Raw genomic sequence first — 22475 nt, 5'->3', positions numbered from 1 at the left:
GCGCCCGGCGGCGCCCGCCTCAGAGGTCGACCTTGAGGTAGTGCGCCCCCGGGATGGGGTTGTGGTAGTAGGGCTCGATGGGCTCGAAGCCCAGGTCCTCGTACAGGGCGCGCGCGGCTTCCATGTCGTCCAGCGTGTCCAGCAGCACGCTGGCGTAGCCGGCGGCCCGGGCAGCGTCCAGGGTCGCCTCGACCAGCTGGCGGCCCAGGCCGAAGCCACGAAACGCCTTGCGCACGTACAGGCGCTTCATTTCGGCCGCAATGGGGTAGTCGCTGGAATCGAGCGGCCGCAGGGCACAGCAGCCGGCGACGCCGCCGTCCACCAGTGCCAGCAGCAGCGCACCGCGCGGTGCGGCGTACTCGCCCGGAAGGGTGGCCAATTCCTCGTCGAAGCCCTGGAAGCACAGGTCGACGCCCAGCGCTGCGGCGTACTCCAGGAAGATGGCCCGTGTGGCTTGCAGTTCGTCGGAACTGCGGGGGGTGACCAGGTCGATCACCGGTAACTCGGCCGTAGGCAAGGCAATGCGGGGAAGTGGAGGGCTGGTCAGTTTAGCCAAGCCGGGCCAGCCGGCAACCTCATCAGGACGTGCCGTTCGTCAGCGCGTCACCAGCCAGGCCACGCCGCCGGCGCAGGCGGCGAACACCACGAGCGCGAGCAGCCGCATCGCGGCGTCGTCGCGCGACGACGCCACGGCCCCCGGCACCACCTTGTCGCCGACCAGCATCGGGCGCACCAGGTTCTCGCCCTTCTTCAGGCGGTAGAAGGCGATGGCGCCCACGTGCAGCAGCACCAGCGCCAGCACCAGCCACTGGCCGATGTCCTTGTGGTACGCCGTCGCGGCCAGGCCCTTGCTGCTGGACACGAAGCGGTTCAACGGTCCCTGGAAGGCGATCTCGTCGTCGCTCACCAGCCCGGTGCCGACCTGCACCAGCAACACCACCAGCATGGCCAGCACCGAGCCGGCGCCCAGCGGGTTGTGGCCCACGAGGTGGTCCGGGTGCGGGGTGCCGCGCAGGTAGGCCAGCACGCTGCGCGGCGAATACAGGAACGAGGTGAAGCGCGACCAGCGGCCGCCGAACAGCCCCCACAGGAGGCGGAACACCAGCAGCGTCAGCGCCACGTAGCCCAGGCGTGCGTGCCACTCGACCCAGGAGCCGGGCGCCCAGGCGGTCGCGAGCGAGCCCAGCACGCAGGCGGCGAGTGCCCAGTGGAAGCAGCGGGTGGGCAGGTCCCAGACCCGGACGGTGGTCGGCATGGCTTGTCCTCCTTGGGTGCGGATTGTGCTTGGATTCGCCGCCGGGCCGCTGGCTCAGGAGTTACCCTGCCCCGGGCGGGAGGTCACGAACTTTTGATACAAACCGTGGTCTTCAAGCCAGCACAACAACTTTCCACGACAGGAGAACGCATGAAAATCGCCGCCCACTTGACCGTCGCACTGGCCGTGGCCTACGCCGCGCCGGCGTCGGCCCAGTTCGCCAAGCCCGAGGATGCCGTTAAGTACCGCCAGAACGCCCTGTTCGTGATGGCGCAGCACTTCGGCCGCGTCGGCGCGATGGTCAACGGCCGCACGCCCTACGACGCCAAGGTGGCGGTCGAGAATGCCGAGATCGTGGCCGACATGGCCAAGCTGCCCTGGGCCGGCTTCGCCGCCGGCACCGACAAGGTGGGCAACACCAAGGCCAAGTCCGAAGTCTGGAGCGAACAGGCCCGGTTCAAGGAGCACAGCGACAAGCTGGTCGGGGAGACCGGCAAGCTGCTGGCGGCGGCCAAGACCAACAACCTCGACACGCTAAAGACCGCCTTCGGCAGCACCGCCTCCTCCTGCAAGGCCTGCCACGACAACTTCCGCAGCCAGTGAGCGAGCCCGCCGGCCTGATCCGGCGGCCATCACGAAAAAAGCCCCGCGTGCGGGGCTTTTTGCATGGTGCCGGGCCGCTCAGGTCTCGGCCAGCAGCTTCTCGATCAGCTGGTGCAGCTCGGCGAAGTTCGGCTCGCCGACGTACCGCTTGACGATCTCGCCCTTCTTGTTCACCACGAAGGTGGTGGGCGTGAGCTGCACGTCGCCCCAGGCCTTGGCGACGCTGCCCGTGTTGTCGATCGCGACCTGGAACGGCAGCTTGCGCGTCTCGGTGTAGTTGACGACGTAGCTCGGCGGGTCGTAGCTCATCGCGACGGCCAGCGTGTCGTAGCCGCGCCCCTTGTACTTGTCGTAGGTGGCGACGATCTTGGGCATCTCGCCCACGCAGGTGACGCAGCTGGTGGCCCAGAAGTTGACCAGCGTGACCCGGCCCTTGAGGTCTTCGGTGGTGCGCTTGGAGCCGTCCAGGAGCACGAAGGTCGACGCCGGCGCCGTGGCGTTGCCGGTGGTCAGGGCGACGGCTGCGGCGCCCGCCACCACGGCTGCCGCGACGAAGCCGATCCATGCCTTTTTCATGGCCCCGAGTTTACGCGGCGACCGGCCGGCTTGCGGGCCGCAGGGCTATCAGCCCTTGCGCCGGATCAAGCGCAGCCGCGCAGGATGCCGGCCAGCTCGGCCGGCAGGGTGACCATGGGGTCGTGGCCGGTCGCCAGCTCGACCACCTGGGCGCCGGCGCCGCCCCGCCAGGCCCCGCCCCAGAAGCCCGGGTCGGCCATCCGCGGCCGGATGGCGTCGATGGTCGGCAGCGGCGGGCGGATGCAGCTGACGAAGGTGCGCGGCACCGCCGCGACCCGCGCCGGGTCGAATGCGAGCGGCGCCGTGTAGGTGTGGCCGGGATGGGCCGTGAGCCGGCGCCGGACCCATTCGTAGTCGTCGCCCTGCAGGCCGTAGTTGTTCGGGTCCGGCGCGGCCAGGCTGTAGTCGGCCGAGGCCGCTGCGCCGGCCAGCCGGGCCTCGCGCACGGCGCTCGCATGGGTGCTGCTCCAGCTCTCGCCCGGGCGCGGCACCACGGCGTCGACGTACACCAGATGGCGCAGCCGTCCACCCAGGCGGTCGGCGATGGCGGTGCCCAGCATGCCCGCATAGGAGTGGACCGCCAGCACCACCTGGTCCAGCTCCTCGGCCTCGATGGTGGCGGCGACGTCGGCGATGTGCGTCTCCAGCGTGATCGCGGACGTCAGCAGGTGGGCCCGCTCGCCCACCCCGGTGAGCGTGACGGCATGCACGCGGTGGCCTTCGCCGGCCAGTGCCTGCACCACCTTGCGCCAGCACCAGCCGCCATGCCAGGCCCCGTGCACCAGGACGAATTGCGCCATCACACCACTCCTTGCTGCCGCAACGCGGCGATCGTCTGCGAATCCCAGCCGAGCACGCCGGCCAGCACCTCCTGCGTGTGCTCGCCCAGCAGCGGCGGCGGACGCTCGGCGCGCACCGGCGTCGCACTGAGCTTGAGCGGGCTGGCCACCAGGCGCAGGCCCGGCGCCAGCGGATGGTCCCAGGTCTGCACCATCGCGCGCTCTTGCACCTGCGGGTCGGCGAACACCTCGGCCAGGTTGTTGATGGCGCCGCACGGCACTTTGGCCGACTCCAGCGCCGCCAGCCACTGCGCCTTGGGCCGCTGCTTCAGCACGGCCTCGAGGATCGGCACCAGCACGGCGCGGTTGCGCACCCGGTCCTGGTTGCGGGCGAAGCGCGCGTCGGCCGCCAGATCGGGCCGGCCGGCGACCTCGCAGAACTTGGCGAACTGGCCGTCGTTGCCGACCGCGAGGATCACGTGGTCCTTGCCGCCGTCCGCCCCGGGCGCCACCTCGAACACCTGGTAGGGCACGATGTTCTGGTGCGCATTGCCGGCCCGCCCCGGCACCTGGCCGCTCACCAGGTAGTTGGCGCCCAGGTTGGCCAGCATCGCGACCTGGGTGTCCAGCAGCGCCATGTCGATCGCCTGGCCCTCGCCGGTGCGCTCGGCGTGACGCAGGGCGGCGGTGATGGCCACCGCCGCATACAGGCCGGTGAACAGGTCCGCCACCGCGACGCCCACCTTCTGCGGGCCGCCGCCGAGGGCGTCGCGTTCGCCGGTGATGCTCATCAGCCCGCCCATGCCCTGCACCGCGTAGTCGTAGCCGGCGCGCTCGCGGTAGGGGCCGGTCTGGCCGAACCCGGTGACGCTGCAATAGACGATGCGCGGGTTGACCGCCCGGATCGCGGCGTAGTCCAGCCCGTAGCGGGCCATGTCGCCGACCTTGAAGTTCTCCACGAACACGTCGCAGTGCGCGGCCAGCGCGCGCACCAGCGCCTGCCCGGCCGGCTGCGCGATGTCGCAGGTGACCGAGCGCTTGTTGCGGTTGGCCCCCAGGTAGTAGGCCGCCTCGTGGGTGTCGCTGCCGTCGGCGCCCTGCAGGAACGGCGGGCCCCAGCTGCGCGTGTCGTCGCCGCTGCCAGGCCGCTCGATCTTGATGACGTCGGCGCCGAGGTCGGCCAGGGTCTGGGTGCACCAGGGCCCGGCGAGCACGCGGGACAGGTCGAGGATGCGGATGCCGTCGAGCGAGGTCATGGGCGTCATTGTGGTGCGTATCATCGCCCGATGCCCCGCCTCCCCGCGGCCGCCGTGCTGTGCAGCATGGCGCTGGCCGCCTGCAGTCCCACCTTCAACTGGCGCGACGTGCGCATCGAACCCGCCGGCCTCCGGGCCACGTTGCCGTGCAAGCCCGAGCAGGGCGCGCGGCGCGTGCCGCTGGCCGGCCGCGCGGTCGAGATGGCCGGGCTGGGCTGCGACGCCGGCGGCGCCACCTTCGCCATCCTGCATGCCGACCTCGGCGATCCCGCGCTGGCCGGCGAGGCGCTGGCGCAGTGGAACCGCGCCACCCTGGCCAACATGAAGGCCGGCGTGCCGCGCGCGAGTGCCTTCGTGCCGCCGGGGGCGGTCCCCTTGCCGGCGTCGCTGCGGGTGGTGGCCACCGGCCAGCGGGCCGACGGCAGCGCGGTGCAGGGCGAGGCGGCCTATTTCGTGCGCGGCAGCCGCGTGGTGCAGGCGGTCGTCTATGCCGACGAGCTGAAGCCGCAGTGGGTCCAGCCGTTCTTCGACGGGCTGGCGTTCGAATGAAAGCGCTGCCCCGCCGCACCGCGGTCATCGTCTTCCTCGCCTTCGCCTTCGCCTACTTCTTCTCGGCCGTCCTGCGCGCGGTCACGGCCACGCTGGCGCCCACGCTGACGCAGGAGTTCGCCCTCAGCGCCCGCGACCTCGGCCTGCTGGCCGGCGGCTTCTTCTTCGGCTTCGCCGCCACCCAGCTGCCGCTGGGGACCTGGCTCGACCGGTACGGACCGCGCAACGTCATCCTGAGCTTCGTGCTGATCGCCGTCGCCGGTTGCCTGGCCTTCGCCCTGGCCGGCAGCTTCTGGAGCCTGCTGGCGGCGCGCGTGCTGTGCGGCGTGGGCGTGAGCGCCTGCCTGATGGCCCCGCTCACGGGCTTTCGCCGCTGGCTGGAGCCGCCGGCCCAGTTGCGGGCGAACTCCTGGATGCTGATGACCGGCTCGCTCGGCATGGTGGCCTCGACCTTGCCGGTGCAGTGGCTGATCCCGGTCATCGGCTGGCGCGTGGTGTTCGTGCTGCTGGCGGCGGGACTGGCCATCGCCTCGCTGGTGCTGGTGTGGCGGGTGCCCGGCTGGGATGTCGGCCACTCGCCGGACGGCACCCCACCGAGCTATGCGCAGGTCTGGCGCCACCCCTATTTCCGCCGGCTGGCGCCGCTGGGCTTCTTCAACTACGGCGGCTTCATCGCCATCCAGTCGCTCTGGGCCGGTCCCTGGCTGGTGCGAGTGACCGGCGTGGATGCGCTGCAGGCGGCCCAGGGCCTGTTCGGCATCAACCTGGCGATGCTGGCCACCTTCTGGGTCTGGGGCCTGCTCAATCCGGTCCTGGCCCGGCGCGGCCTGGGCACCGACCGGCTCATCGCCTGGGGCGTGCCCCTGAGCCTGCTGGTGCTGGCCGCCATCGTGCTGGCCGGCGGCGGCGCCGGGGCGCTGGCCTGGGCGGCCTTCTGCATGGCCTCCTCGTTCGTGTCGCTGGCGCAGCCAGCGGTCGGCATGGCCTTCCCGTCGGCGCTGGCGGGGCGCGCGCTGTCGGCGTACAACCTCGTCATCTTCGCCGGGGTGTTCGTCGTGCAATGGGGCATCGGCCTGCTGGTGGATGCGTTCGGGGCGCTGGGGCTGCCGGTGGCCGAGGCCTTCCGGGCCGCCATGGCGGTCTTCCTGGCCTGCAACTGCGCCGCTTACGCCTGGTTCCTCGCGGCCAGACGTGATAATCGGCCGCACGCCCCATGAACGCGATCCTGCTCATCGCCCATGCCCCGCTGGCGCACGCCCTGCGCCAGTGCGCGCTGCACGTCTTCCCGGACTGCGACGCGGCCGTGGCCGCGATCGACGTCCAGCCGAACCTCTCGCCGGAGGAAACGCTGGCCACCGCCCGCATCGCCATGCAGCAGCTGGCGCGGCCGCCGCAGGTCAAGGGCGTGCTGGTGCTCACCGACATCTTCGGCGCGACGCCGAGCAACGTGGCGCAGAAGCTCGTCGACGGCGTGAGCTCGCGCCTGATCACCGGCGTCAACCTGCCCATGCTGCTGCGCAGCGTCAGCTACCGCCACGAGACCCTCGACGCCCTGGTGGCGCGCGCCGTCGTGGGCGGCACCCAGGGCGTGATGCAGGTGGCCATCACCGCACCGCAGAACCAGCCTCGCCGCAACCATGATCCAGACGACCACGACCATCAGCAATAAGCTGGGCCTGCACGCCCGCGCGTCGGCCAAGCTGACCAAGCTGGCGGCGAGCTACCCGTGCGACGTCTGGCTGGCGCGCGGCGAGCGGCGCGTCAACGCCAAGAGCATCATGGGCGTGATGATGCTGGCCGCCGGCATCGGCAGCGAGGTGGTGCTCGAGACCGACGGCGAGCGCGAGCAGGAGGCGATGGCAGCGTTGCTGGCCCTCATCGCCGACAAGTTCGGCGAAGGCGAATGACCATGGCCCCCACGCTCCGGCACCGCGTGTCCTTCGCTGCCCCCCGAGGGGGCCGTGTTCCGCCTTCGGGCGGCCGTGCGGCGGAACAGCGCCCATGACCTTCTCCATCCACGGCCTTCCCGTCGCCCGCGGCATCGCCATCGGGCGTGCGGTGCTGATGGCCAGCCGCGTCGACGTGGCGCACTACTTCGTGTCGCCCGACCAGGTCGAGGCCGAGATCGAGCGCGTGCGCGCCGGCCGCAACGCGGTCATCGACGAGATCCACCGTCTGCAGCACACCATCGTCGGGATGGGCAAGGAGGCCCCGCACGAGTTGTCGGCGCTGCTCGACGTGCACCTGATGCTGCTGCAGGACGAGGACCTGATCGAGGGCGTGAAGTCCTGGATCCGCGAGCGCCTCTACAACGCCGAATGGGCGCTGACCACCCAGCTCGAGCAGCTGTCGCGCCAGTTCGACGAAATGGAGGACGAGTACCTGCGCGAGCGCAAGGCCGACCTCGAGCAGGTGGCCGAGCGCATCCTGCGCTACATGAAGGGGGTGGCCACGCCGGTGGCGCCGCCCGCGCGCCGCGGCCCGCGCCAGCAGGACCTGCTGCTGGCCGACGACAGCGTCGACGTGCCGCTGGTGCTGATCGCGCACGACCTGTCGCCGGCCGACATGCTGCAGTTCAAGCAGAGCGTGTTCGCCGGCTTCGCCACTGACGTCGGCGGCAAGACCTCGCACACGGCGATCGTGGCGCGCAGCATGGACATCCCGGCGGTGGTTGGGGCGCGCAGCGCCAGCCAGCTGGTGCGCCAGGACGACTGGGTCATCATCGACGGCGACGACGGCGTGATGATCGTCGACCCCTCGCCCATCATCCTGGCCGAGTACGGCTTCAAGCAGCGCCAGGCCGAACTCGAGCGCGGCCGGCTGGCGCGCCTGCGCCACACGCCGGCGATCACCCTGGACGGCCAGAAGATCGAGCTGCTGGCCAACATCGAGATGCCCGAGGACGCGGCCGCGGCGGTCGCGGCCGGCGCGGTGGGCGTGGGCCTGTTCCGCAGCGAGTTCCTGTTCATGGGCCGCAAGGGCGACCTGCCGGGCGAGGACGAGCAGTACGGCGCCTACCGCCGCGCCATCGACGGCATGCAGGGCCTGCCGGTCACCATCCGCACCATCGACGTCGGGGCCGACAAGTGGCTCGACGACGGGCACCGCGACGCGGCCCACCTGAACCCGGCGCTGGGCCTGCGCGCCATCCGCTGGAGCCTGGCCGATCCGGCCATGTTCCTCACCCAGCTGCGCGCCATCCTGCGGGCGGCGGCGCACGGCAAGGTCAACCTGCTGATCCCGATGCTGGCCCACGGCAGCGAGATCCGCCAGATGCTGTCGCTGCTGGACATCGCGCGCGCCGAGCTCGACGCGCGCGGCGTGCCCTACGGCCCGGTCGCGCTCGGCGCCATGATCGAGATCCCGGCGGCCGCCCTGACGCTGCGCACCTTCCTGCGCTATTTCGACTTCCTGTCGATCGGCACCAACGACCTGATCCAGTACACGCTGGCGATCGACCGCGCCGACGAGTCGGTGGCCCACCTGTACGACCCGCTGCACCCGGCCGTGCTGCAGCTGGTCGCGCGCACCATCGCCGAATGCAACGCGCAGGGCAAGGGCGTCAGCGTGTGCGGCGAGATGGCCGGCGACACCACGTTCACCCGCCTGCTGCTGGGCCTCGGGCTGCGCTGCTTCTCGATGCACCCGGCGCAGATCCTGGCCGTCAAGCAGGAAGTGCTGCGGGCCGACGCCCAGCGCCTGGCCGGCTGGGCGCAGGAGGTGCTCGCCGCCGAGGAGCCGGCCCAGCTGCTGGGCTGATCACCAGCCCGGCGGGGCCACCACCGCCGGCATGGCCGGCACGACAGCGGCTTCTCCCCGCGGCGGCGCCACCACGATGGCACGCTCGATCGGCAGCGCCGGCGGCGCGCCCATGCCGCGGGTGTCGGGATCGGGCGCCGCCGGCGACCGCGGCGGTGCCACCACCACCGCCCGCTGCACCGGCAGGAACGCGGCGTCGGGCGCCGGCAGGGCCTGCACGTCCAGCGGCGCGCCGGAACCCGGATCGACGACCAGCGGATCGCTGCGCGGCGGCGTCAGCAGCGCGCCCCACCAGCTGTTGGCCGGCTCCATGGCCGACGGTTCGGGCGCCTTCGGGAACCGGGCCTTGGCATCCAGCAGCCGGGCCTTCAGGGCCTGCTGGAAGAAGTCGCCCACCATCGGCAGGGCGCTGCGCGCGCCCTGGCCCCAGGCGTCCTGCATGGTGAGGCGGCTGTCGTTGTAGCCGACCCAGGCGCCGGCCACCAGGCGCGGGTGCGCCAGGATGAACCAGCCGTCGGTGTTCTCCTGCGTGGTCCCGGTCTTGCCGGCCAGGTCGCCCTTGAGGCCGTGGCGCGACCGGATGGCGGCGCCGGTGCCGCGGTCGACCACTCCGCGCATGGCGTCCAGCAGGATGCCGTTGGCCGCCGGCAGCAGCGCCTGCTCGGGCGCGGCGGGCTCGAACGCCTCCAGCAGCTTGCCGTCCCGGTCCTCGACCCGCAGCACCACCAGCGGCGGCACGTACTGGCCGTTGTTGGCAATGCTGGCGTAGGCCGTGACCATTTCGCGCAGGGTGACCGGGCTGGTCCCGAGGCCGAGCGAGAGCACCGGGTCGAGCCGGCTGTCGCGCACCCCGAGGCTGCGCGCCACCAGCGCCACCCGGTCCGGCCCGATCAGCCGCGTCAGCTGCGCGGTCACGGTATTGCGCGAGAAGGCCAGGGCGTCGCTCAGGGTCATGGCTTCGCCGCTCGGCTGGCCCATGTCGCTGGGACGCCAGACCTCGCTGGTGCCGACCTGGATCTCGACCGCCTGGTCCAGTAGGCGGTCGTCGGGCCGCGCGCCCTGCTCGAAGGCAGCCCCGTAGACGAACGGCTTGAAGGTGGACCCGGGCTGGCGGCGGGCCTGCTGGACGTGGTCGAACTGGTCCAGGGCGAAGTCGCGGCTGCCCACCCAGGCGCGCACGTAGCCGGTGCCCGGCTCGATGGCGACGAAGCCGGCCTGCAGCCGCGTCTTGTCCTCGCGCAGCGCCTGCATGAAATCGGCATCGGCGCGCAGCCGCTCGATCGCCTCCTGCTCCGACAGGCCGTGGGCGCGCGCGGCCTGGAACTGCGCGCTCTCGCGGATGAACTGCGCCACCAGGTCGGCGCGGGACCGCCAGCCGGTGCGGCCGTTCCATTGCGCATCGGCCAGCTTCTGCAGCCGCGCCGCCTGCCGGTCCACGGCCTCGACGGCCAGTGCCTGGGCGCGGGCGTCGATCGTGGTGCGCACCACCAGTCCGTCGGCGTAGGCGTCGCGGCCATGGCGCTCGGCCCACTCGATCAGCCAGCGGCGCAGCTGCACGGACAGGTGCGGCGCCGGGCCGGGCGGCTCGTCCTGGCGTTCGAAGTCGAGCCGCAGCGGCGATTGCTGCAGTGCCGCCAGGTCGGCGCCCTGCAGCTTGCCCTGCCGATCCAGCTGCGCCAGCACGATGTTGCGGCGCTGCAGGGCGCGGCGCGGGTTGGTGACCGGGTTGTAGTAGCTCGTGCCCTTGAGCATGCCCACCAGGGTGGCGCTTTCCAGCACGTCGAGCTCGCGCGCCGCCTTGTCGAAGTAGGTGCGGGCGGCCATCTCGATCCCCCAGGCGTTGTAGAGGAACGGCACCGTGTTCAGGTAGATCTCCAGGATCTCGTCCTTGCCGTACACCTGCTCGATGCGCAGCGCCGTGATCGCCTCCTTGATCTTGCGCTCCACGGTGGGCGCGCGGCCGATCTCCTCCGGGAACAGGTTGCGTGCCAGCTGCTGCGTGATGGTCGAGCCGCCCTGCAGGCGGCCGCGCGCGGTGTGCAGGGCCGCCGCTGCCGTGCGCCGCAGGTCGACCCCGTGGTGTGCGTAGAAGCGCTGGTCCTCGGTTGCCAGCAGCGCGTCCAGCACGTGCGGCGAGATCTCGGCCAACGGCACCCACTGGCGGTTGGCGCGCCGCAGCACCGCGAGCGGCTGGCCGTCGGCGGTGAGGATCACGCCCGGCTGCTCGGCCTGCACCTTGCGCAGGTCGCCGATGCCCGGCGTGAGCGGGATCAGGGAGGTGACATACGACAGCGCCATCGCGGTGGCGATGCCGGCGGCCGCCAGCAGCAGCACGCCGAGCAGCAGCCACGGATGGCGGCGCAGGCCGCGGCCGGTGCGTCGCGCCAGGCCGGCAAGGCGGGAGGCGGCGCGGTCCGGGGTGCTGCTGCTCATGGTCGGGATCAGGCTGCTGGGACTCTAGGACCGGCGTGTCCGGGCCCGGTGTAGGACGCGGGCACCAGCCCGCGGCAGCGACAGATGTCACGCGATGAAGGGCGGGGACGCGCCGCGAGTCCTGCTGGGCTTGGTGGGAGGCACGGGGGCGCGAACAATGGCGCGTGACCACCGACTTGCTCCACCGCCCCGATCCCGCCGTGCCGGCGCGCGACCAGCTGCTCCACCTGGCTGCGGGCGACCTGCGGCTGGCGCTGGCACCGGCGGTCGGCGGCTCGATCGCTGCCTTCTCCCGCGTCTGGCGCGAGGGCGGGCACGAGCGTGTGCTGCACTGGTTGCGACCGGCATCGGACGAGGGCCTGGCCCAGCGGCATCCGCTGGCGATGGCGAGCTTCCCGCTGGTGCCGTTCTGCAACCGGATCCGCAATGGCCGCGCCAGCTTCGAGGGCCGCGAGATCCGTTTCCCGCCCAACCACCCGGCCGAGGATTCGCCGCATGCGCTGCACGGCATCGGCTGGCAGCGGGCCTGGACCCTGCAGTCGGGCGGCCCGGGCGAGGCCGTGCTCACGCTGGAGGTCGAGGCCGGCCCGGCCTGGCCGTGGCACTTCGCCGCACAGCAGACCTACCGGCTGCAGCCGCACGCGCTCGAGGTGGTGATCGCGGTCACCAACCGGGACAGCGTGGCGATGCCGGCCGGCATCGGCCACCACCCCTATTTCCTGCACGAGCCCGGCACCCGCCTGACGACGACCACGCGCGCCATGTGGGAGACCGACGACGAGGTGATGCCCACCGGCTTGGCCGAGACCGACGTGGTGCGCCAGCTGCGCCAGGGCGCGCTGCTGGCCGACCTGCACACCGACAACAACTTCACCGGCTGGTCGCGCACCGCCCGCATCGACTGGCCGGCCGACGCCCAGGGACCCGCTCGCCGCCTGGTGCTGCAGGCCGAGCCGCCGCTGGACCGCTTCGTCCTGTACTGCCAGCGCGGCTACGAATTCTTCTGCGCCGAGCCGGTGAGCCAGTGCACGGACTGGCTCAACCTGGCTGGTCAGTATCCGGCGGAGGATCTGGGCGGCAGCCGGCTCGCGCCCGGCCAGACGCTGGAGGCGCGCTGGCGCCTCACGCCGAGCTGGGACTGACTTCGCGCGTGTCGCGGCTGCGGGTGCCCAGTACGGCGCCGCCGACGATCAGCAGGGCGGCCAGGCCGATGCTCCAGCTCCAGCCGCGGCCGCTCACCAGCAACAGCAAGGCGGTGGAGGCCAGTGGCGTGATGTAGCTCAGCACGCCGATGTGGCGCGCGTCACCGTCCTTGAGCGCCCGGTCCCAGAGGAAGAAGGCGGCACCCAGCGGGCCCAGGCCGATGGCCGCGAGCAGCATCCAGTCGGTTCCCGTCAGCGCGACGGCCGGTTCCAGCAGCAGGTGGCAGCCCAGTGCCAGCAGGCCGGAGACCAGCCCGAACAGGCCGATCGCGGCGGTCGGGAAGCGGGCCACGCGTTTGGTCAGGAGCGAGTAACTGGCCCACAGGACCGCCGCCCCGAGTGCCGGCAGGTAGCCCCACGACCAGCTGGTGCTGCCGCTGCCGGTGCGGCCGCCCAGGATGGCGACCGCCGCGCCCGCGAACCCGAGCGCGGCCCCGACCACATGCGCCGGGCGCAGGCGCAGGCCGGGCAGGAACAGCGGTGCCAGTACCACGATCAAGAGCGGCCACAGGTAGTTGACGAGGTTGGCTTCCACCGGCGGGGCCAGGCGCAGCGCGAGGAACAGCAGCAGGTGGTAGCCGAACAGGCCGCAGACGCCCAGGGCCAGCGTGGACCCCGGGACCCGCCACTGGCGCCACAGCGGCCAGGCCGGCACGCTGCCGATCACCAGCGCGATGCCGGTCAGCAGGAACGGCGGCACATGGCGCAGGGCCAGGCCCAGCGAGGCCAGGCCGGCCCAGAGCGCGATGGCGCCGAGTGCGTGGAGGTTGGCGTGCATGGCGACCAGCTTAGGCGGTGGCGTCGTCGCACGGCGCCGGTGCATCGTCGCGTGCCACCGGTCAGGAGGCGCGGCGCAGGGCGGCGGTCAGGGCCGAGGGCGAGCGGTAACCGGTGCGGCGGGCGACCTGCGCCACCGGCACGCCGAGGGCGCGCAACTGGCGCGCGCGGGCCAGCCGCTGCTGGCGCACCCACTGCATCGCCGACAGGCCGTGCGCCTCGTGGCAGCGCAAGGCGAACTGGCTGGGACTGAGGTTCACGCGCGCGGCCAGGTCGGCCACTGCCAGCGGCTGCTCCAGCCGGGCCTGGGCCCAGGCCTGCAGCGCCGGCCAGTCGATGCGCCGGCGCGGTCGCCGGGCGGCGGCGCCGGGACCCCAGGCCTCCAGCAGCAGGCCGGGGCCGTGCAGGACCGCCAGCGGCTGCTGCCGCAGCAGCGACTGCGCGAGGTAGCGGGCCAGGGCGCCGACCTGGGCCGGCTCGCGCGGGGCGGCGCCGCACAGCGACCAGAGGTCGACCCGGGTGTCGAGCACCAGGCATTCGCTGCCGGCGGCCGATTCGAAATCGTGGCGGTCGCCGGGCGCGACCAGCAGGCCGTCGCCGGGGCCGATGCGCCGGCCGCGGCCCTCGACCTCGAGGTCGAGCACGCCCTGCAGGCCGACCAGGACCTGGAAGTGCTCGTGCGCGTGGCTGCCGGGGGCAGCGCCGTAGCGGCGCAGCGACAGGCCCTCGCCCGCGCCGGCCATGGCCTTCAGGCGGCGGCGCTGGCCACGCCGGCGGCGTGGGCCTGCTGGTCGGCGTGGTAGCTGGAGCGCACCATGGCACCGACCGCGGCGTGGCTGAAGCCCATCTCGTAGGCGCGGGCCTCGAACATCTTGAAGGTGTCCGGGTGCACATAGCGCCGCACCGGCAGGTGGGAGCTGGTGGGGGCGAGGTACTGGCCGATGGTGAGCATGTCGATGCCGTGCGCGCGCATGTCGCGCATGACGTCCAGGATCTCGTCGTCGGTCTCGCCCAGGCCGACCATCAGGCCGCTCTTGGTCGGGATCTGGGGGAACAGCGCCTTGAACTTCTTCAGCAGGTTCAGGCTGAACTGGTAGTCGGAGCCCGGGCGCGCTTCCTTGTACAGGCGCGGGATGGTCTCCAGGTTGTGGTTCATCACGTCCGGCGGCGCGGCCTTCAGGATCTCCAGCGCGCGGTCGTCGCGGCCGCGGAAGTCGGGCACCAGGATCTCGATGGTGGTGGCCGGCGACAGCGCGCGGGTGGTGCGGATGCAGTCGACGAAATGCTGGCTGCCGCCATCGCGCAGGTCGTCACGGTCGACGCTGGTGATGACCACGTACTTGAGCTGGAGCTTCGCGATGGTGCGCGCCAGGTTCTCCGGCTCGAGCGGATCGAGCGGGTCGGGGCGGCCGTGGCCGACGTCGCAGAAAGGGCAGCGGCGGGTGCACTTGTCACCCATGATCATGAAGGTGGCCGTGCCCTTGCCGAAGCACTCGCCGATGTTGGGGCAGGACGCTTCCTCGCACACGGTGTGCAGGTTGCTCTCGCGCAGGATCTGCTTGATCTCGTAGAAGCGGGTGGTGGGCGAGCCGGCCCGCACGCGGATCCAGTCGGGCTTCTTGAGCACCTCGGCCGCTTCCACCTTGACCGGGATGCGCGAGAGCTTGGCCGCGGCCTTCTGCTTGGCGCTGGCATCGTAGGTGGCGGCGGTCTGCGCCTCGCGCACGACGGGGGTGGAACTCATGCAATCCTCTCAGGCGGCCAGCAGCGCCGCGAGCTTCTGGCCCAGGACGCCGGCCGCCACGGTCCAGGTGGTGGGGACGCCGATTGTAGAAAGGTCGACCGTCGCCAGACCCGCGTAGCCACAAGGGTTGATGCGCGAGAAGGGTTCGAGATCCATCGCCACGTTCAGCGCCAGCCCGTGGTAGGTGCAGTGACGGCTGACCTTGACGCCCAGGGCCGCGATCTTGCCCAGGCCGTCGAACGGCTGGTCCGGCCGGGCGGGGCCGGTCAGCGCCGCATGGGAGAACGGATCGGCCAGCCGCACGTAGATGCCGGGCGCGCCCGCCACCCGGTGGCCGGTGACGCCGAACTCGGCCAGCGTGCGCAGCACCGCTTCCTCCAGCCGGTAGACGTACTCCTTGACGAAGTAGCCGCGCCGGCGCAGGTCGAGCAGGGGATAGGCGACCACCTGGCCGGGGCCGTGGAAGGTGACCTGGCCGCCGCGGTTGGTGGCCACCACCGGAATGGAGCCGGGGGCCAGCACGTGGCTGGCGTCGCCTGCCAGGCCCTGCGTGTACACCGGCGGGTGCTCGCACAGCCACAGCTGGTCGGGCGTGTCGGCCGTGCGGCCGGCGGTGAAGTCCTGCATCGACCGGTAGGTGGGCAGGTACTCCACCCGCCCGAGCACGCGGACCTCCATGCTCAGAGCACGACCTTGACCATGGGATGGGTCGACAGCGTGCGGTACAGCTCATCGAGCTGCTCGCGGCTGGTGGCGGTGATGGTGATGGTCACGCCGAGATAGTTGCCGGCCTTGCTGTCGCGCAGTTCGACGCTGGCGGCGTCGAACGACGGGTCGAACTGGCGGGCGATCTGGGTGACTGCGTGCACGAAGCCGTCGACGTTCGCCCCCATCACCTTGATCGGGAAGTGCGAGGGGTACGCGATCAGCGAGTCCTTGCGCAGATCGGCGGCGGCGGTGGGAGCGGGTGTGGTCATGCTTGGGCCTGTTTGGCCAGCTGGTAGCCGGCGTAGAGCTTGTCGTAGATGGGGCCCGGGCGGCCGTTTCCAACCGGCCGGCCGTCCAGGGTGGTGACGGGCAGCACCTCCTTGGTGGCCGAGGACAGCAGCAGCTCGTCGGCGGTGAGCACCTCGTCGCGGCCGATGCGGCGCAGCTCGAACGGGATGCCGGCCTGCCGGCACAGCTGCTCCACCAGGCCGTAGCGGATGCCTTCCAGCACCAGGTTGTCGCGCGGCGGCCCGGCCACCGCGCCGTCCTTGACCACCCAGACGTTGGACGACGAGGCCTCGGACAGCAGGCCGTCGCGGAACATGATGGTCTCGATGGCGCCCTCGTCGGCGCTCATCTGGCGCGACAGCACGGCACCGGCCAGGCTGGTGCTCTTGATGTGGGCCTTCTTCCAGCGGAAGTCGTCCGCCGACACGCAGCTGAAGCCGCGGGCGCGCGTCTCGGCGTCGTAGCTGCCCATGCGGTTGGCCATGGCGTAGACGGTCGGCTCGATGTCCTGCGGCATGGCGTGGTCGCGCATGGCGACGCCCCGGGTGATCTGGATGTACACCAGCTGGTCGGTCTGCGCCGCCGCCGTGCCGGCGTAGCGCGCATAGCGGTCGATCAGCTGATCGACCAACTCGCGCCACTGGGCCGCGGTCCTGGGGTTGCGCATCCGCATCTCGGCCAGGCTGCGGTCCATCCGGGCCATGTGCTCGGCGAAGCGGAACGGCCGGCCCGCATAGACCGGCACGACCTCGTAGATCCCGTCGCCGAAGATGAAGCCACGATCCAGCACGCTGACGCGCGCCTCGCGCACGGTGCTGAATTCGCCGTTGAGGTAGCAGGGCAGGGCGGGGAGCGTCGAGGTCGGGTCGGTCATGGTGCGGATTGTCGCGCGCCGCGTGCCGGCAACCGGCGCGTCTCGCCGATGCGCAGGGTGGCGAAGGCGTCGTCGGCCAGCCCGGCGGCGTGCCGCGCGCGTGCCAGGTCGCGCGGCGGCTGGTCGAGCGGCTCGTCGGTCAGGGCGAAGGTGCCCCAGTGGATGGCGATGCTGCGGCCGGCGCCCAGGTCGTGGTGTGCCTGCACCGCCTCGGCCGGGTCCATGTGCTGGGCCTGCATGAACCAGCGCGGCTCGTAGGCGCCGATCGCCAGCAGCGCCAGGTCGACCGGGCCGCCGCGGGCCCGGGTCTCGCCGAAGTAGCTGCTGTAGCCGCTGTCGCCGGAGAAGTACCAGTGCAGGTCGGGGCCGCGCGCAACCCAGCCGCCCCACAGGGTGCGGTTGCGGTCGCCCAGGCTGCGCGCCGACCAGTGCTGCACGGGGACCAGCTGGAACGTGACGGCGCCGACGCGGTGCGTCTCCCACCAGTCGAGTTCGACGACGTGCCGGATGCCCTGCGCCTGCATCCAGTCTCGCAGGCCCAGCGGGACGAGGAAGAGCGTGCGGCCCTTGCTGCGGCCGTCGAGCGCGACCACGCTGGCGCGGTCGAGGTGGTCGTAGTGGTTGTGCGAGATCAGCACCACGTCCACCGGCGGCAGCTCGGCCAGCGCGACGCCGGGTGGCTGGGCGCGCCGCGGTCCCGCGAACGGCACCGGCGAGGCGCGGTCGCTGAACACCGGATCGGTCAGCACGTCCAGGCCGTCGGCCTGCACCAGCGTGGTGGCATGGCCGATCCAGGTAACCGCCGGCTGCTCCAGTCCGCCGGCGTTGGCACGCAGGCCGTCCAGGTCGGGCGCGACCACCGGCGTGGCCGCGCGGGGCGGCGGCGGCAGTCCGTCGCGCAGCGCTTCCCAGCGCCAGCGCAGCAGCCGCGACAGCGGCGTGTCGATGGCGCCGACCGCCGTCGTGTTGCGGAACCCTTGCGCCGTGTGGTGCGGCCGGGCCGGATCGGGCGCGGGGTCGGGGTCGGGGCGCGCGGCGCAGCCGGCCAGCAACGCGAGCGCGCCGGCGATGAGCCTGGCGAGCCGGCGGCGGGTGCGGGGGCCGGATCGGTGGCCGGCCCGACGCAGCGGGGAGTTCCTGCTGCCATCCGGCCGCGCCGGGGGCCGCCGTGCATGCGGCTGGGTTGCGACACCGGTTGGTCTTTGGTGCACAGATTGGTCTCGGGCTGTGGGTTTCTACTTATAATCAGGGGCTTTGTGAAATTCGGGGCCGAAGGCGGGTGGATGACAAAAACAATCGCTCCGCTTCCTGAAATCTCGGAGGACGAGCAGCCCCCGGTCAAGCCGCTGAGCGCCGAACAGGCGCGCAAGCTGCGCGAGCAATACCCGCCGGTGTCCCCCTGGTGGGTGGTTGGGGGGCAGGTGGTGGTGGGCCTGGTCACAGCTGTCGTGGCCTGGGTCATCACCGGCAAAGCCAACGTTGGGTGGTCCGCCGGTTATGGCGCGCTGGCCGTGGTGATTCCCGCGGCCATTTTTGCGCGAGGCCTCACCGGCCGGTTTGCCTCGCTCAACGCGGGCACGGCGGCCTTCGGGTTCCTGCTGTGGGAGATGGTCAAGATCGCCTTGACGGTGGCCATGCTGGTGGCCGCTCCAGGGCTGGTGCGCGAGCTCAGCTGGCCAGCCCTGCTGGTGGGGCTGATCCTCGCGATGAAGGTGTACTGGGTGGCGCTGGCGTTCGCACCGCGCAAGCGCAACCCGCAAGCGAACTGAAGAGACGAGAAGACACATGGCTGCAGAAAACATGGCCGCGGAGCACGGGCCGACCGCCGGCGAGTACATCGTCCACCACCTGACGCACCTGCAAAACCGCAAGGCGACCAATGTGGTCGACTTCGGCGTCTTCAACTTCGATTCGCTGTTATTCGCCATCGCCATCGGCGTCATCGGCTGCTGGCTGCTCTGGCTGGCCGCGCGCAAGGCCACCCCCGGCGTGCCGGGCCGCTTCCAGGCCGCCGTCGAGATCCTGCTGGAGATGGTCGACTCGCAGGCCAAGGGCATCGTGCACAACGCCACTAGCCGCAAGATGGTCGGCCCGCTGGCGCTGACGGTGTTCATCTGGATCTTCCTGCTCAATGCGATGGACCTGCTGCCGGTCGACCTGCTGCCCTGGATCTGGGAGCGGATCTACGGTGCCGCCGGCCACGACCCGCACCACGCCTTCCTGCGCGTCGTGCCCACCGCCGACCTGTCGATGACCATGGGCCTGTCGGTCGGCGTGCTGCTGGTCTGCCTGTTCTACAACATCAAGATCAAGGGCCTGGGCGGCTGGGGCCACGAGCTGATCACCGCGCCGTTCGGCGCCCACCCGGTGCTGTGGCCGTTCAACCTGGCGATGCAGCTGATCGAGTTCATCGCCAAGACCGTCTCGCACGGCATGCGGCTGTTCGGCAACATGTACGCCGGCGAACTGATCTTCCTGCTGATCGCGCTGATGGGCGGCGCCTGGTCGGTCTCGGCCACCGGCATCGGCCTGGCCGTCGGCCACATCGTCGCCGGTTTCGTATGGGCCGCCTTCCACCTGATCATCATCACGCTGCAGGCCTTCGTCTTCATGATGCTGACGCTGGTCTACATCGGCCAGGCACACGACGCGCACTGAGCGCCCGCGGCAACCACTTTTCCCTCGCTTTTTTCTTTTTCCAACCAAAGTCCTTAGGAGCAATCATGGAAGTTATCAGCTTTGTCGCCCTGGCCGCCGGCCTGATCATCGGCCTCGGTGCCATCGGCGCCTGCATCGGCATCGGCATCATGGGCAGCAAGTACCTCGAGTCCGCCGCCCGCCAGCCCGAGCTGATGAACGAGCTGCAGACCAAGATGTTCCTGCTGGCCGGCCTGATCGACGCCGCCTTCATCATCGGCACGGGTATCGCGCTGTGGTTCGCCACCGCCAACCCGTTCCTGGCCCAGATCGCCAACCTGCCCAAGTAAGTCGGCAGGCTTGACGGTCACCTACCATCATTGCCCGGCGCCCTGGCCCCGGGACCGAGGATGAAACAGTGAGCATTACCGGTACCCTCATCATTCAGATCATCGTGTTCGCGCTCCTGGTGGCGTTCACGATGAAGTACGTGTGGCCGCCGATCGCCACTGCGCTGGACGAGCGCGCGAGCAAGATCGCCGAGGGTCTGGCAGCCGCCGACCGCGCCAAGTCCGAGCTGGCCGCCGCCAACGCGAAGGTCGACGAGGAGCTGGGCAAGTCGCGCAACCAGATCGCTGCGCTGCTGGCCGACGCCGAGCGCCGCGCCCAGGGCCTCATCGAGGCGTCCAAGGGCCGCGCGACCGAGGAGGCGAACAAGATCATCGCCGCCGCCCGCGCCGAGGCCGACCAGCAGACCGCGCATGCCCGCGAGGCCTTGCGCGAGCAGGTCGCTGCACTGGCGGTCAAGGGTGCCGAGCAGATCCTGCGCAAGGAAGTCAACGCCGGCGTCCACGCCGAGCTGCTCAACCGCCTGAAGACCGAGCTGTAAGAGGAATCGCGAATGGCCGAACTCGCCACCATCGCCCGTCCGTACGCGGAGGCACTGTTCCAGTCGTCCCGCAGCGACCTGAACGGCGCCTCGCAGTGGCTGGACGCGCTGGCGTCCGTCGCCGGCAACGTGCGGCTGCTGCAGTACGCCGGCAACCCCAGGGTCACCGACCGCGAGGTCTACGACCTGATCGTCGGCATCGTGCGCGAGCCGCTGCCGCCGGTGGCGCAGAACTTCCTGCGCACGGTGATCGAGAACGGCCGCCTGGCCGCGCTCCCCGAGGCGGCGGCCCAGTTCCGCGCGATGAAGAACGCCCTGGGCGGCGCCTCCGACGCGGTGGTCTACAGCGCCTTCCCGATCCCGGCCGCGCAGCTGGGCGAGGTGGCGCAGGCGCTGGAGAAGCGGTTCGGCCGCAGGCTCAACGTCACCGTGCAGGAGGATGCCTCCCTGATCGGTGGGATCCGCGTGGTGGTCGGCGACGAGGTGCTCGACACCTCGGTCAAGGCCCGTCTCGAACAAATGAAAGTCGCGCTGACGGCGTAAGCCGTTTCGCCCCCAAGCACACAAGGAACGAGTCATGCAGCTCAATCCCGCAGAAATCTCCGAACTGATCAAGAGCCGGATCGAAGGCCTGGCTGCCAGCGCCGACATCCGCAACCAGGGCACCGTGATCTCGGTCACCGACGGCATCGTCCGCATTCACGGCCTGTCCGATGCGATGGCCGGCGAAATGCTGGAGTTCCCGCCCACCGCAGACGGCACGCCCACCTACGGCCTGGCCCTGAACCTCGAGCGCGACTCGGTCGGCTCGGTGATCCTGGGCGAGTACGAGCACATCTCCGAGGGCGACACCGTCAAGTGCACGGGCCGCATTCTCGAAGTGCCGGTCGGCCCCGAGCTGGTCGGTCGCGTGGTCAACGCGCTCGGCCAGCCGATCGACGGCAAGGGCCCGGTCAACGCCAAGATGACGGACGTGATCGAGAAGGTCGCGCCGGGCGTGATCGCGCGCAAGTCGGTCGACCAGCCGGTGCAGACCGGCCTGAAGGCCATCGACTCCATGGTGCCGATCGGCCGTGGCCAGCGCGAGCTGATCATCGGCGACCGCCAGACCGGCAAGTCCGCCGTCGCGGTCGACACGATCATCAACCAGAAGGGTCAGAACATGACCTGCGTGTACGTCGCCATCGGGCAGAAGGCGTCCACGATCAAGAACATCGTGCGCGCGCTGGAGCAGAACGGCGCGATGGAATACACCATCGTCGTCGCCGCCTCGGCCTCCGAGTCGGCCGCCATGCAGTACGTCTCGGCGTACTCCGGCTGCACGATGGGCGAGTACTTCCGCGACCGCGGCCAGGACGCGCTGATCATCTATGACGACCTGTCCAAGCAGGCCGTCGCCTACCGCCAGGTCTCGCTGCTGCTGCGCCGCCCGCCGGGCCGCGAAGCCTATCCCGGCGACGTGTTCTACCTCCACAGCCGCCTGCTCGAGCGCGCCGCGCGCGTGAACGCCGACTACGTGGAAGCCTTCACCAAGGGTGAAGTCAAGGGCAAGACCGGCTCGCTCACCGCTCTGCCGATCATCGAGACGCAGGCCGGAGACGTGTCCGCGTTCGTGCCGACCAACGTGATCTCGATCACCGACGGCCAGATCTTCCTGGAGACCTCGCTGTTCAACGCCGGCGTGCGTCCCGCCATCAACGCTGGCATCTCGGTGTCGCGCGTCGGCGGCGCCGCCCAGACCAAGCTGATCAAGGGCCTGTCGGGCGGCATCCGCACCGACCTGGCGCAGTACCGGGAGCTGGCTGCCTTCGCGCAGTTCGCCTCCGACCTCGACGCCGCCACCCGCAAGCAGCTGGACCGCGGCGCCCGCGTGACCGAGCTGCTCAAGCAGCCGCAGTACAGCCCGCTGTCCATCTCCATGATGGCCGCCTCGCTGTTCGCGGTGAACAAGGGCTACTTCGACGACCTCGACGTCAAGAAGGTGCTGTCCTTCGAGTCCGGCCTGCATGGCTGGCTGAAGGAAAAGCACGCGGCGCTGGTCGCCAAGCTGGAAGCGAACAAGGCCCTGGACAAGGATTCCGAGGCCGAACTGGTGTCCGCGATCGAAGCGTTCAAGAAGACCTTCGCCTAAGACGCCAGCAACCAA

General features: G+C 71.0%; 26 protein-coding genes. 13 read left to right on the top strand and 13 right to left on the bottom strand.

Annotated features, from left to right (window positions below; genetic code table 11):
- Positions 1 to 19: 19 nt before the first annotated feature.
- Both GON04_RS14035 and GON04_RS14030 read right to left on the bottom strand, forming a co-directional pair.
- On the bottom strand, positions 20 to 496 hold the full coding sequence (locus GON04_RS14035; protein WP_338050967.1) for a GNAT family N-acetyltransferase: 477 nt from the start codon (positions 494 to 496) through the stop codon (positions 20 to 22).
- 99 nt (positions 497 to 595) lie between these two features.
- Entirely contained in the window at positions 596 to 1255 is a 660-nt protein-coding gene (locus tag GON04_RS14030; RefSeq protein ID WP_157398694.1) for a cytochrome b/b6 domain-containing protein, read from the bottom strand.
- A gap of 150 nt (positions 1256 to 1405) precedes the next feature.
- Here GON04_RS14030 and GON04_RS14025 point away from each other — a divergent pair, with 150 nt between their 5' ends.
- Positions 1406 to 1858, top strand: a complete 453-nt coding sequence (locus GON04_RS14025) for a c-type cytochrome (RefSeq protein WP_157398693.1) — start codon at positions 1406 to 1408, stop codon at positions 1856 to 1858.
- Between the two features lie 78 nt (positions 1859 to 1936).
- On the opposite strand, the gene GON04_RS14020 is transcribed toward GON04_RS14025, so the two are convergent.
- From GON04_RS14020 to GON04_RS14010, 3 genes are all read right to left on the bottom strand, one after another.
- The gene (locus tag GON04_RS14020; RefSeq protein ID WP_157398692.1) at positions 1937 to 2434 is read right to left on the bottom strand and encodes a TlpA family protein disulfide reductase; all 498 of its coding nucleotides are present in this window, start codon (positions 2432 to 2434) and stop codon (positions 1937 to 1939) included.
- Positions 2435 to 2499: 65 nt separating this feature from the next.
- The gene (locus tag GON04_RS14015) at positions 2500 to 3234 is read right to left on the bottom strand and encodes an alpha/beta fold hydrolase (RefSeq protein ID WP_157398691.1); all 735 of its coding nucleotides are present in this window, start codon (positions 3232 to 3234) and stop codon (positions 2500 to 2502) included.
- Positions 3234 to 4469, bottom strand: coding sequence for a CaiB/BaiF CoA transferase family protein (locus GON04_RS14010; protein WP_157398690.1), 1236 nt, complete (start codon positions 4467 to 4469; stop codon positions 3234 to 3236). The genes GON04_RS14015 and GON04_RS14010 overlap by 1 nt, the downstream gene beginning before the upstream one ends.
- Positions 4470 to 4499: 30 nt before the next feature.
- On the opposite strand from GON04_RS14010, the gene GON04_RS14005 reads away from it, so the two are divergent.
- The 5 genes from GON04_RS14005 (at position 4500) to ptsP (ending at position 8777) form a co-directional block, all read left to right on the top strand.
- Positions 4500 to 5018 (top strand): hypothetical protein, encoded by a 519-nt coding sequence (locus GON04_RS14005; RefSeq protein WP_157398689.1) that lies wholly within the window; start codon positions 4500 to 4502, stop codon positions 5016 to 5018.
- Positions 5015 to 6235: an MFS transporter gene (locus GON04_RS14000; protein ID WP_157398688.1), complete on the top strand. Its 1221-nt coding sequence runs from the start codon at positions 5015 to 5017 to the stop codon at positions 6233 to 6235. Before GON04_RS14005 ends, GON04_RS14000 begins: the two co-directional genes overlap by 4 nt.
- Positions 6232 to 6687, top strand: a complete 456-nt coding sequence (locus GON04_RS13995; protein WP_157398687.1) for a PTS sugar transporter subunit IIA — start codon at positions 6232 to 6234, stop codon at positions 6685 to 6687. Before GON04_RS14000 ends, GON04_RS13995 begins: the two co-directional genes overlap by 4 nt.
- The gene (locus GON04_RS13990) at positions 6656 to 6925 is read left to right on the top strand and encodes an HPr family phosphocarrier protein (RefSeq protein ID WP_157398686.1); all 270 of its coding nucleotides are present in this window, start codon (positions 6656 to 6658) and stop codon (positions 6923 to 6925) included. The genes GON04_RS13995 and GON04_RS13990 overlap by 32 nt, the downstream gene beginning before the upstream one ends.
- A 94-nt stretch (positions 6926 to 7019) precedes the next feature.
- Positions 7020 to 8777, top strand: a complete 1758-nt coding sequence (ptsP, locus tag GON04_RS13985) for a phosphoenolpyruvate--protein phosphotransferase (RefSeq protein ID WP_157398685.1) — start codon at positions 7020 to 7022, stop codon at positions 8775 to 8777.
- On the opposite strand, the gene GON04_RS13980 is transcribed toward ptsP, so the two are convergent.
- Positions 8778 to 11210 (bottom strand): penicillin-binding protein 1A, encoded by a 2433-nt coding sequence (locus GON04_RS13980; protein ID WP_157398684.1) that lies wholly within the window; start codon positions 11208 to 11210, stop codon positions 8778 to 8780. It abuts the gene before it with no gap.
- A gap of 164 nt (positions 11211 to 11374) precedes the next feature.
- Between GON04_RS13980 and GON04_RS13975 the strand changes: the two genes are divergently transcribed.
- Positions 11375 to 12352: an aldose 1-epimerase gene (locus tag GON04_RS13975; protein ID WP_338050966.1), complete on the top strand. Its 978-nt coding sequence runs from the start codon at positions 11375 to 11377 to the stop codon at positions 12350 to 12352.
- Here GON04_RS13975 and GON04_RS13970 read toward each other — a convergent pair.
- The 7 genes from GON04_RS13970 to GON04_RS13940 all read right to left on the bottom strand — a co-directional run bounded on the left by GON04_RS13970 (position 12333) and on the right by GON04_RS13940 (position 17855).
- Positions 12333 to 13190, bottom strand: coding sequence for a DMT family transporter (locus tag GON04_RS13970; RefSeq protein WP_157398683.1), 858 nt, complete (start codon positions 13188 to 13190; stop codon positions 12333 to 12335). The genes GON04_RS13975 and GON04_RS13970 overlap by 20 nt on opposite strands.
- Positions 13191 to 13251: 61 nt before the next feature.
- On the bottom strand, positions 13252 to 13932 hold the full coding sequence (locus tag GON04_RS13965; RefSeq protein WP_157398682.1) for a helix-turn-helix domain-containing protein: 681 nt from the start codon (positions 13930 to 13932) through the stop codon (positions 13252 to 13254).
- Positions 13933 to 13937: 5 nt separating this feature from the next.
- A complete protein-coding gene (lipA, locus tag GON04_RS13960) occupies positions 13938 to 14933 on the bottom strand; it encodes a lipoyl synthase (RefSeq protein ID WP_157398681.1) in 996 nt (331 codons plus the stop codon).
- Positions 14934 to 14942: 9 nt separating this feature from the next.
- Positions 14943 to 15611, bottom strand: coding sequence for a lipoyl(octanoyl) transferase LipB (gene lipB / locus GON04_RS13955; RefSeq protein WP_157398680.1), 669 nt, complete (start codon positions 15609 to 15611; stop codon positions 14943 to 14945).
- A gap of 2 nt (positions 15612 to 15613) precedes the next feature.
- Positions 15614 to 15910, bottom strand: coding sequence for a YbeD family protein (locus GON04_RS13950; protein ID WP_157398679.1), 297 nt, complete (start codon positions 15908 to 15910; stop codon positions 15614 to 15616).
- Complete coding sequence (locus GON04_RS13945; RefSeq protein ID WP_157398678.1) at positions 15907 to 16803, bottom strand: D-amino acid aminotransferase; 897 nt, start codon at positions 16801 to 16803, stop codon at positions 15907 to 15909. Before GON04_RS13945 ends, GON04_RS13950 begins: the two co-directional genes overlap by 4 nt.
- On the bottom strand, positions 16800 to 17855 hold the full coding sequence (locus GON04_RS13940) for an MBL fold metallo-hydrolase (RefSeq protein WP_232533113.1): 1056 nt from the start codon (positions 17853 to 17855) through the stop codon (positions 16800 to 16802). The genes GON04_RS13945 and GON04_RS13940 overlap by 4 nt, the downstream gene beginning before the upstream one ends.
- Positions 17856 to 18086: 231 nt before the next feature.
- Here GON04_RS13940 and GON04_RS13935 point away from each other — a divergent pair, with 231 nt between their 5' ends.
- The 6 genes from GON04_RS13935 (at position 18087) to atpA (ending at position 22460) form a co-directional block, all read left to right on the top strand.
- Positions 18087 to 18572, top strand: coding sequence for an ATP synthase subunit I (locus tag GON04_RS13935; protein ID WP_157398716.1), 486 nt, complete (start codon positions 18087 to 18089; stop codon positions 18570 to 18572).
- 16 nt (positions 18573 to 18588) lie between these two features.
- The gene (atpB, locus tag GON04_RS13930) at positions 18589 to 19461 is read left to right on the top strand and encodes a F0F1 ATP synthase subunit A (protein WP_157398677.1); all 873 of its coding nucleotides are present in this window, start codon (positions 18589 to 18591) and stop codon (positions 19459 to 19461) included.
- A 65-nt stretch (positions 19462 to 19526) separates the two neighbouring features.
- Positions 19527 to 19790: a F0F1 ATP synthase subunit C gene (gene atpE / locus GON04_RS13925; RefSeq protein ID WP_047501588.1), complete on the top strand. Its 264-nt coding sequence runs from the start codon at positions 19527 to 19529 to the stop codon at positions 19788 to 19790.
- Positions 19791 to 19858: 68 nt separating this feature from the next.
- Positions 19859 to 20329: a F0F1 ATP synthase subunit B gene (locus GON04_RS13920; RefSeq protein ID WP_181654068.1), complete on the top strand. Its 471-nt coding sequence runs from the start codon at positions 19859 to 19861 to the stop codon at positions 20327 to 20329.
- 12 nt (positions 20330 to 20341) lie between these two features.
- Entirely contained in the window at positions 20342 to 20872 is a 531-nt protein-coding gene (locus tag GON04_RS13915; protein ID WP_157398676.1) for a F0F1 ATP synthase subunit delta, read from the top strand.
- Between the two features lie 34 nt (positions 20873 to 20906).
- Positions 20907 to 22460, top strand: a complete 1554-nt coding sequence (gene atpA / locus GON04_RS13910) for a F0F1 ATP synthase subunit alpha (RefSeq protein WP_157398675.1) — start codon at positions 20907 to 20909, stop codon at positions 22458 to 22460.
- The last annotated feature ends 15 nt before the right edge of the window (positions 22461 to 22475 follow it).

The organism is Ramlibacter pinisoli (assembly GCF_009758015.1).
Taxonomy (GTDB): domain Bacteria; phylum Pseudomonadota; class Gammaproteobacteria; order Burkholderiales; family Burkholderiaceae_C; genus Ramlibacter; species Ramlibacter pinisoli.
This window is presented reverse-complemented; position numbering and strand designations above follow the sequence as displayed.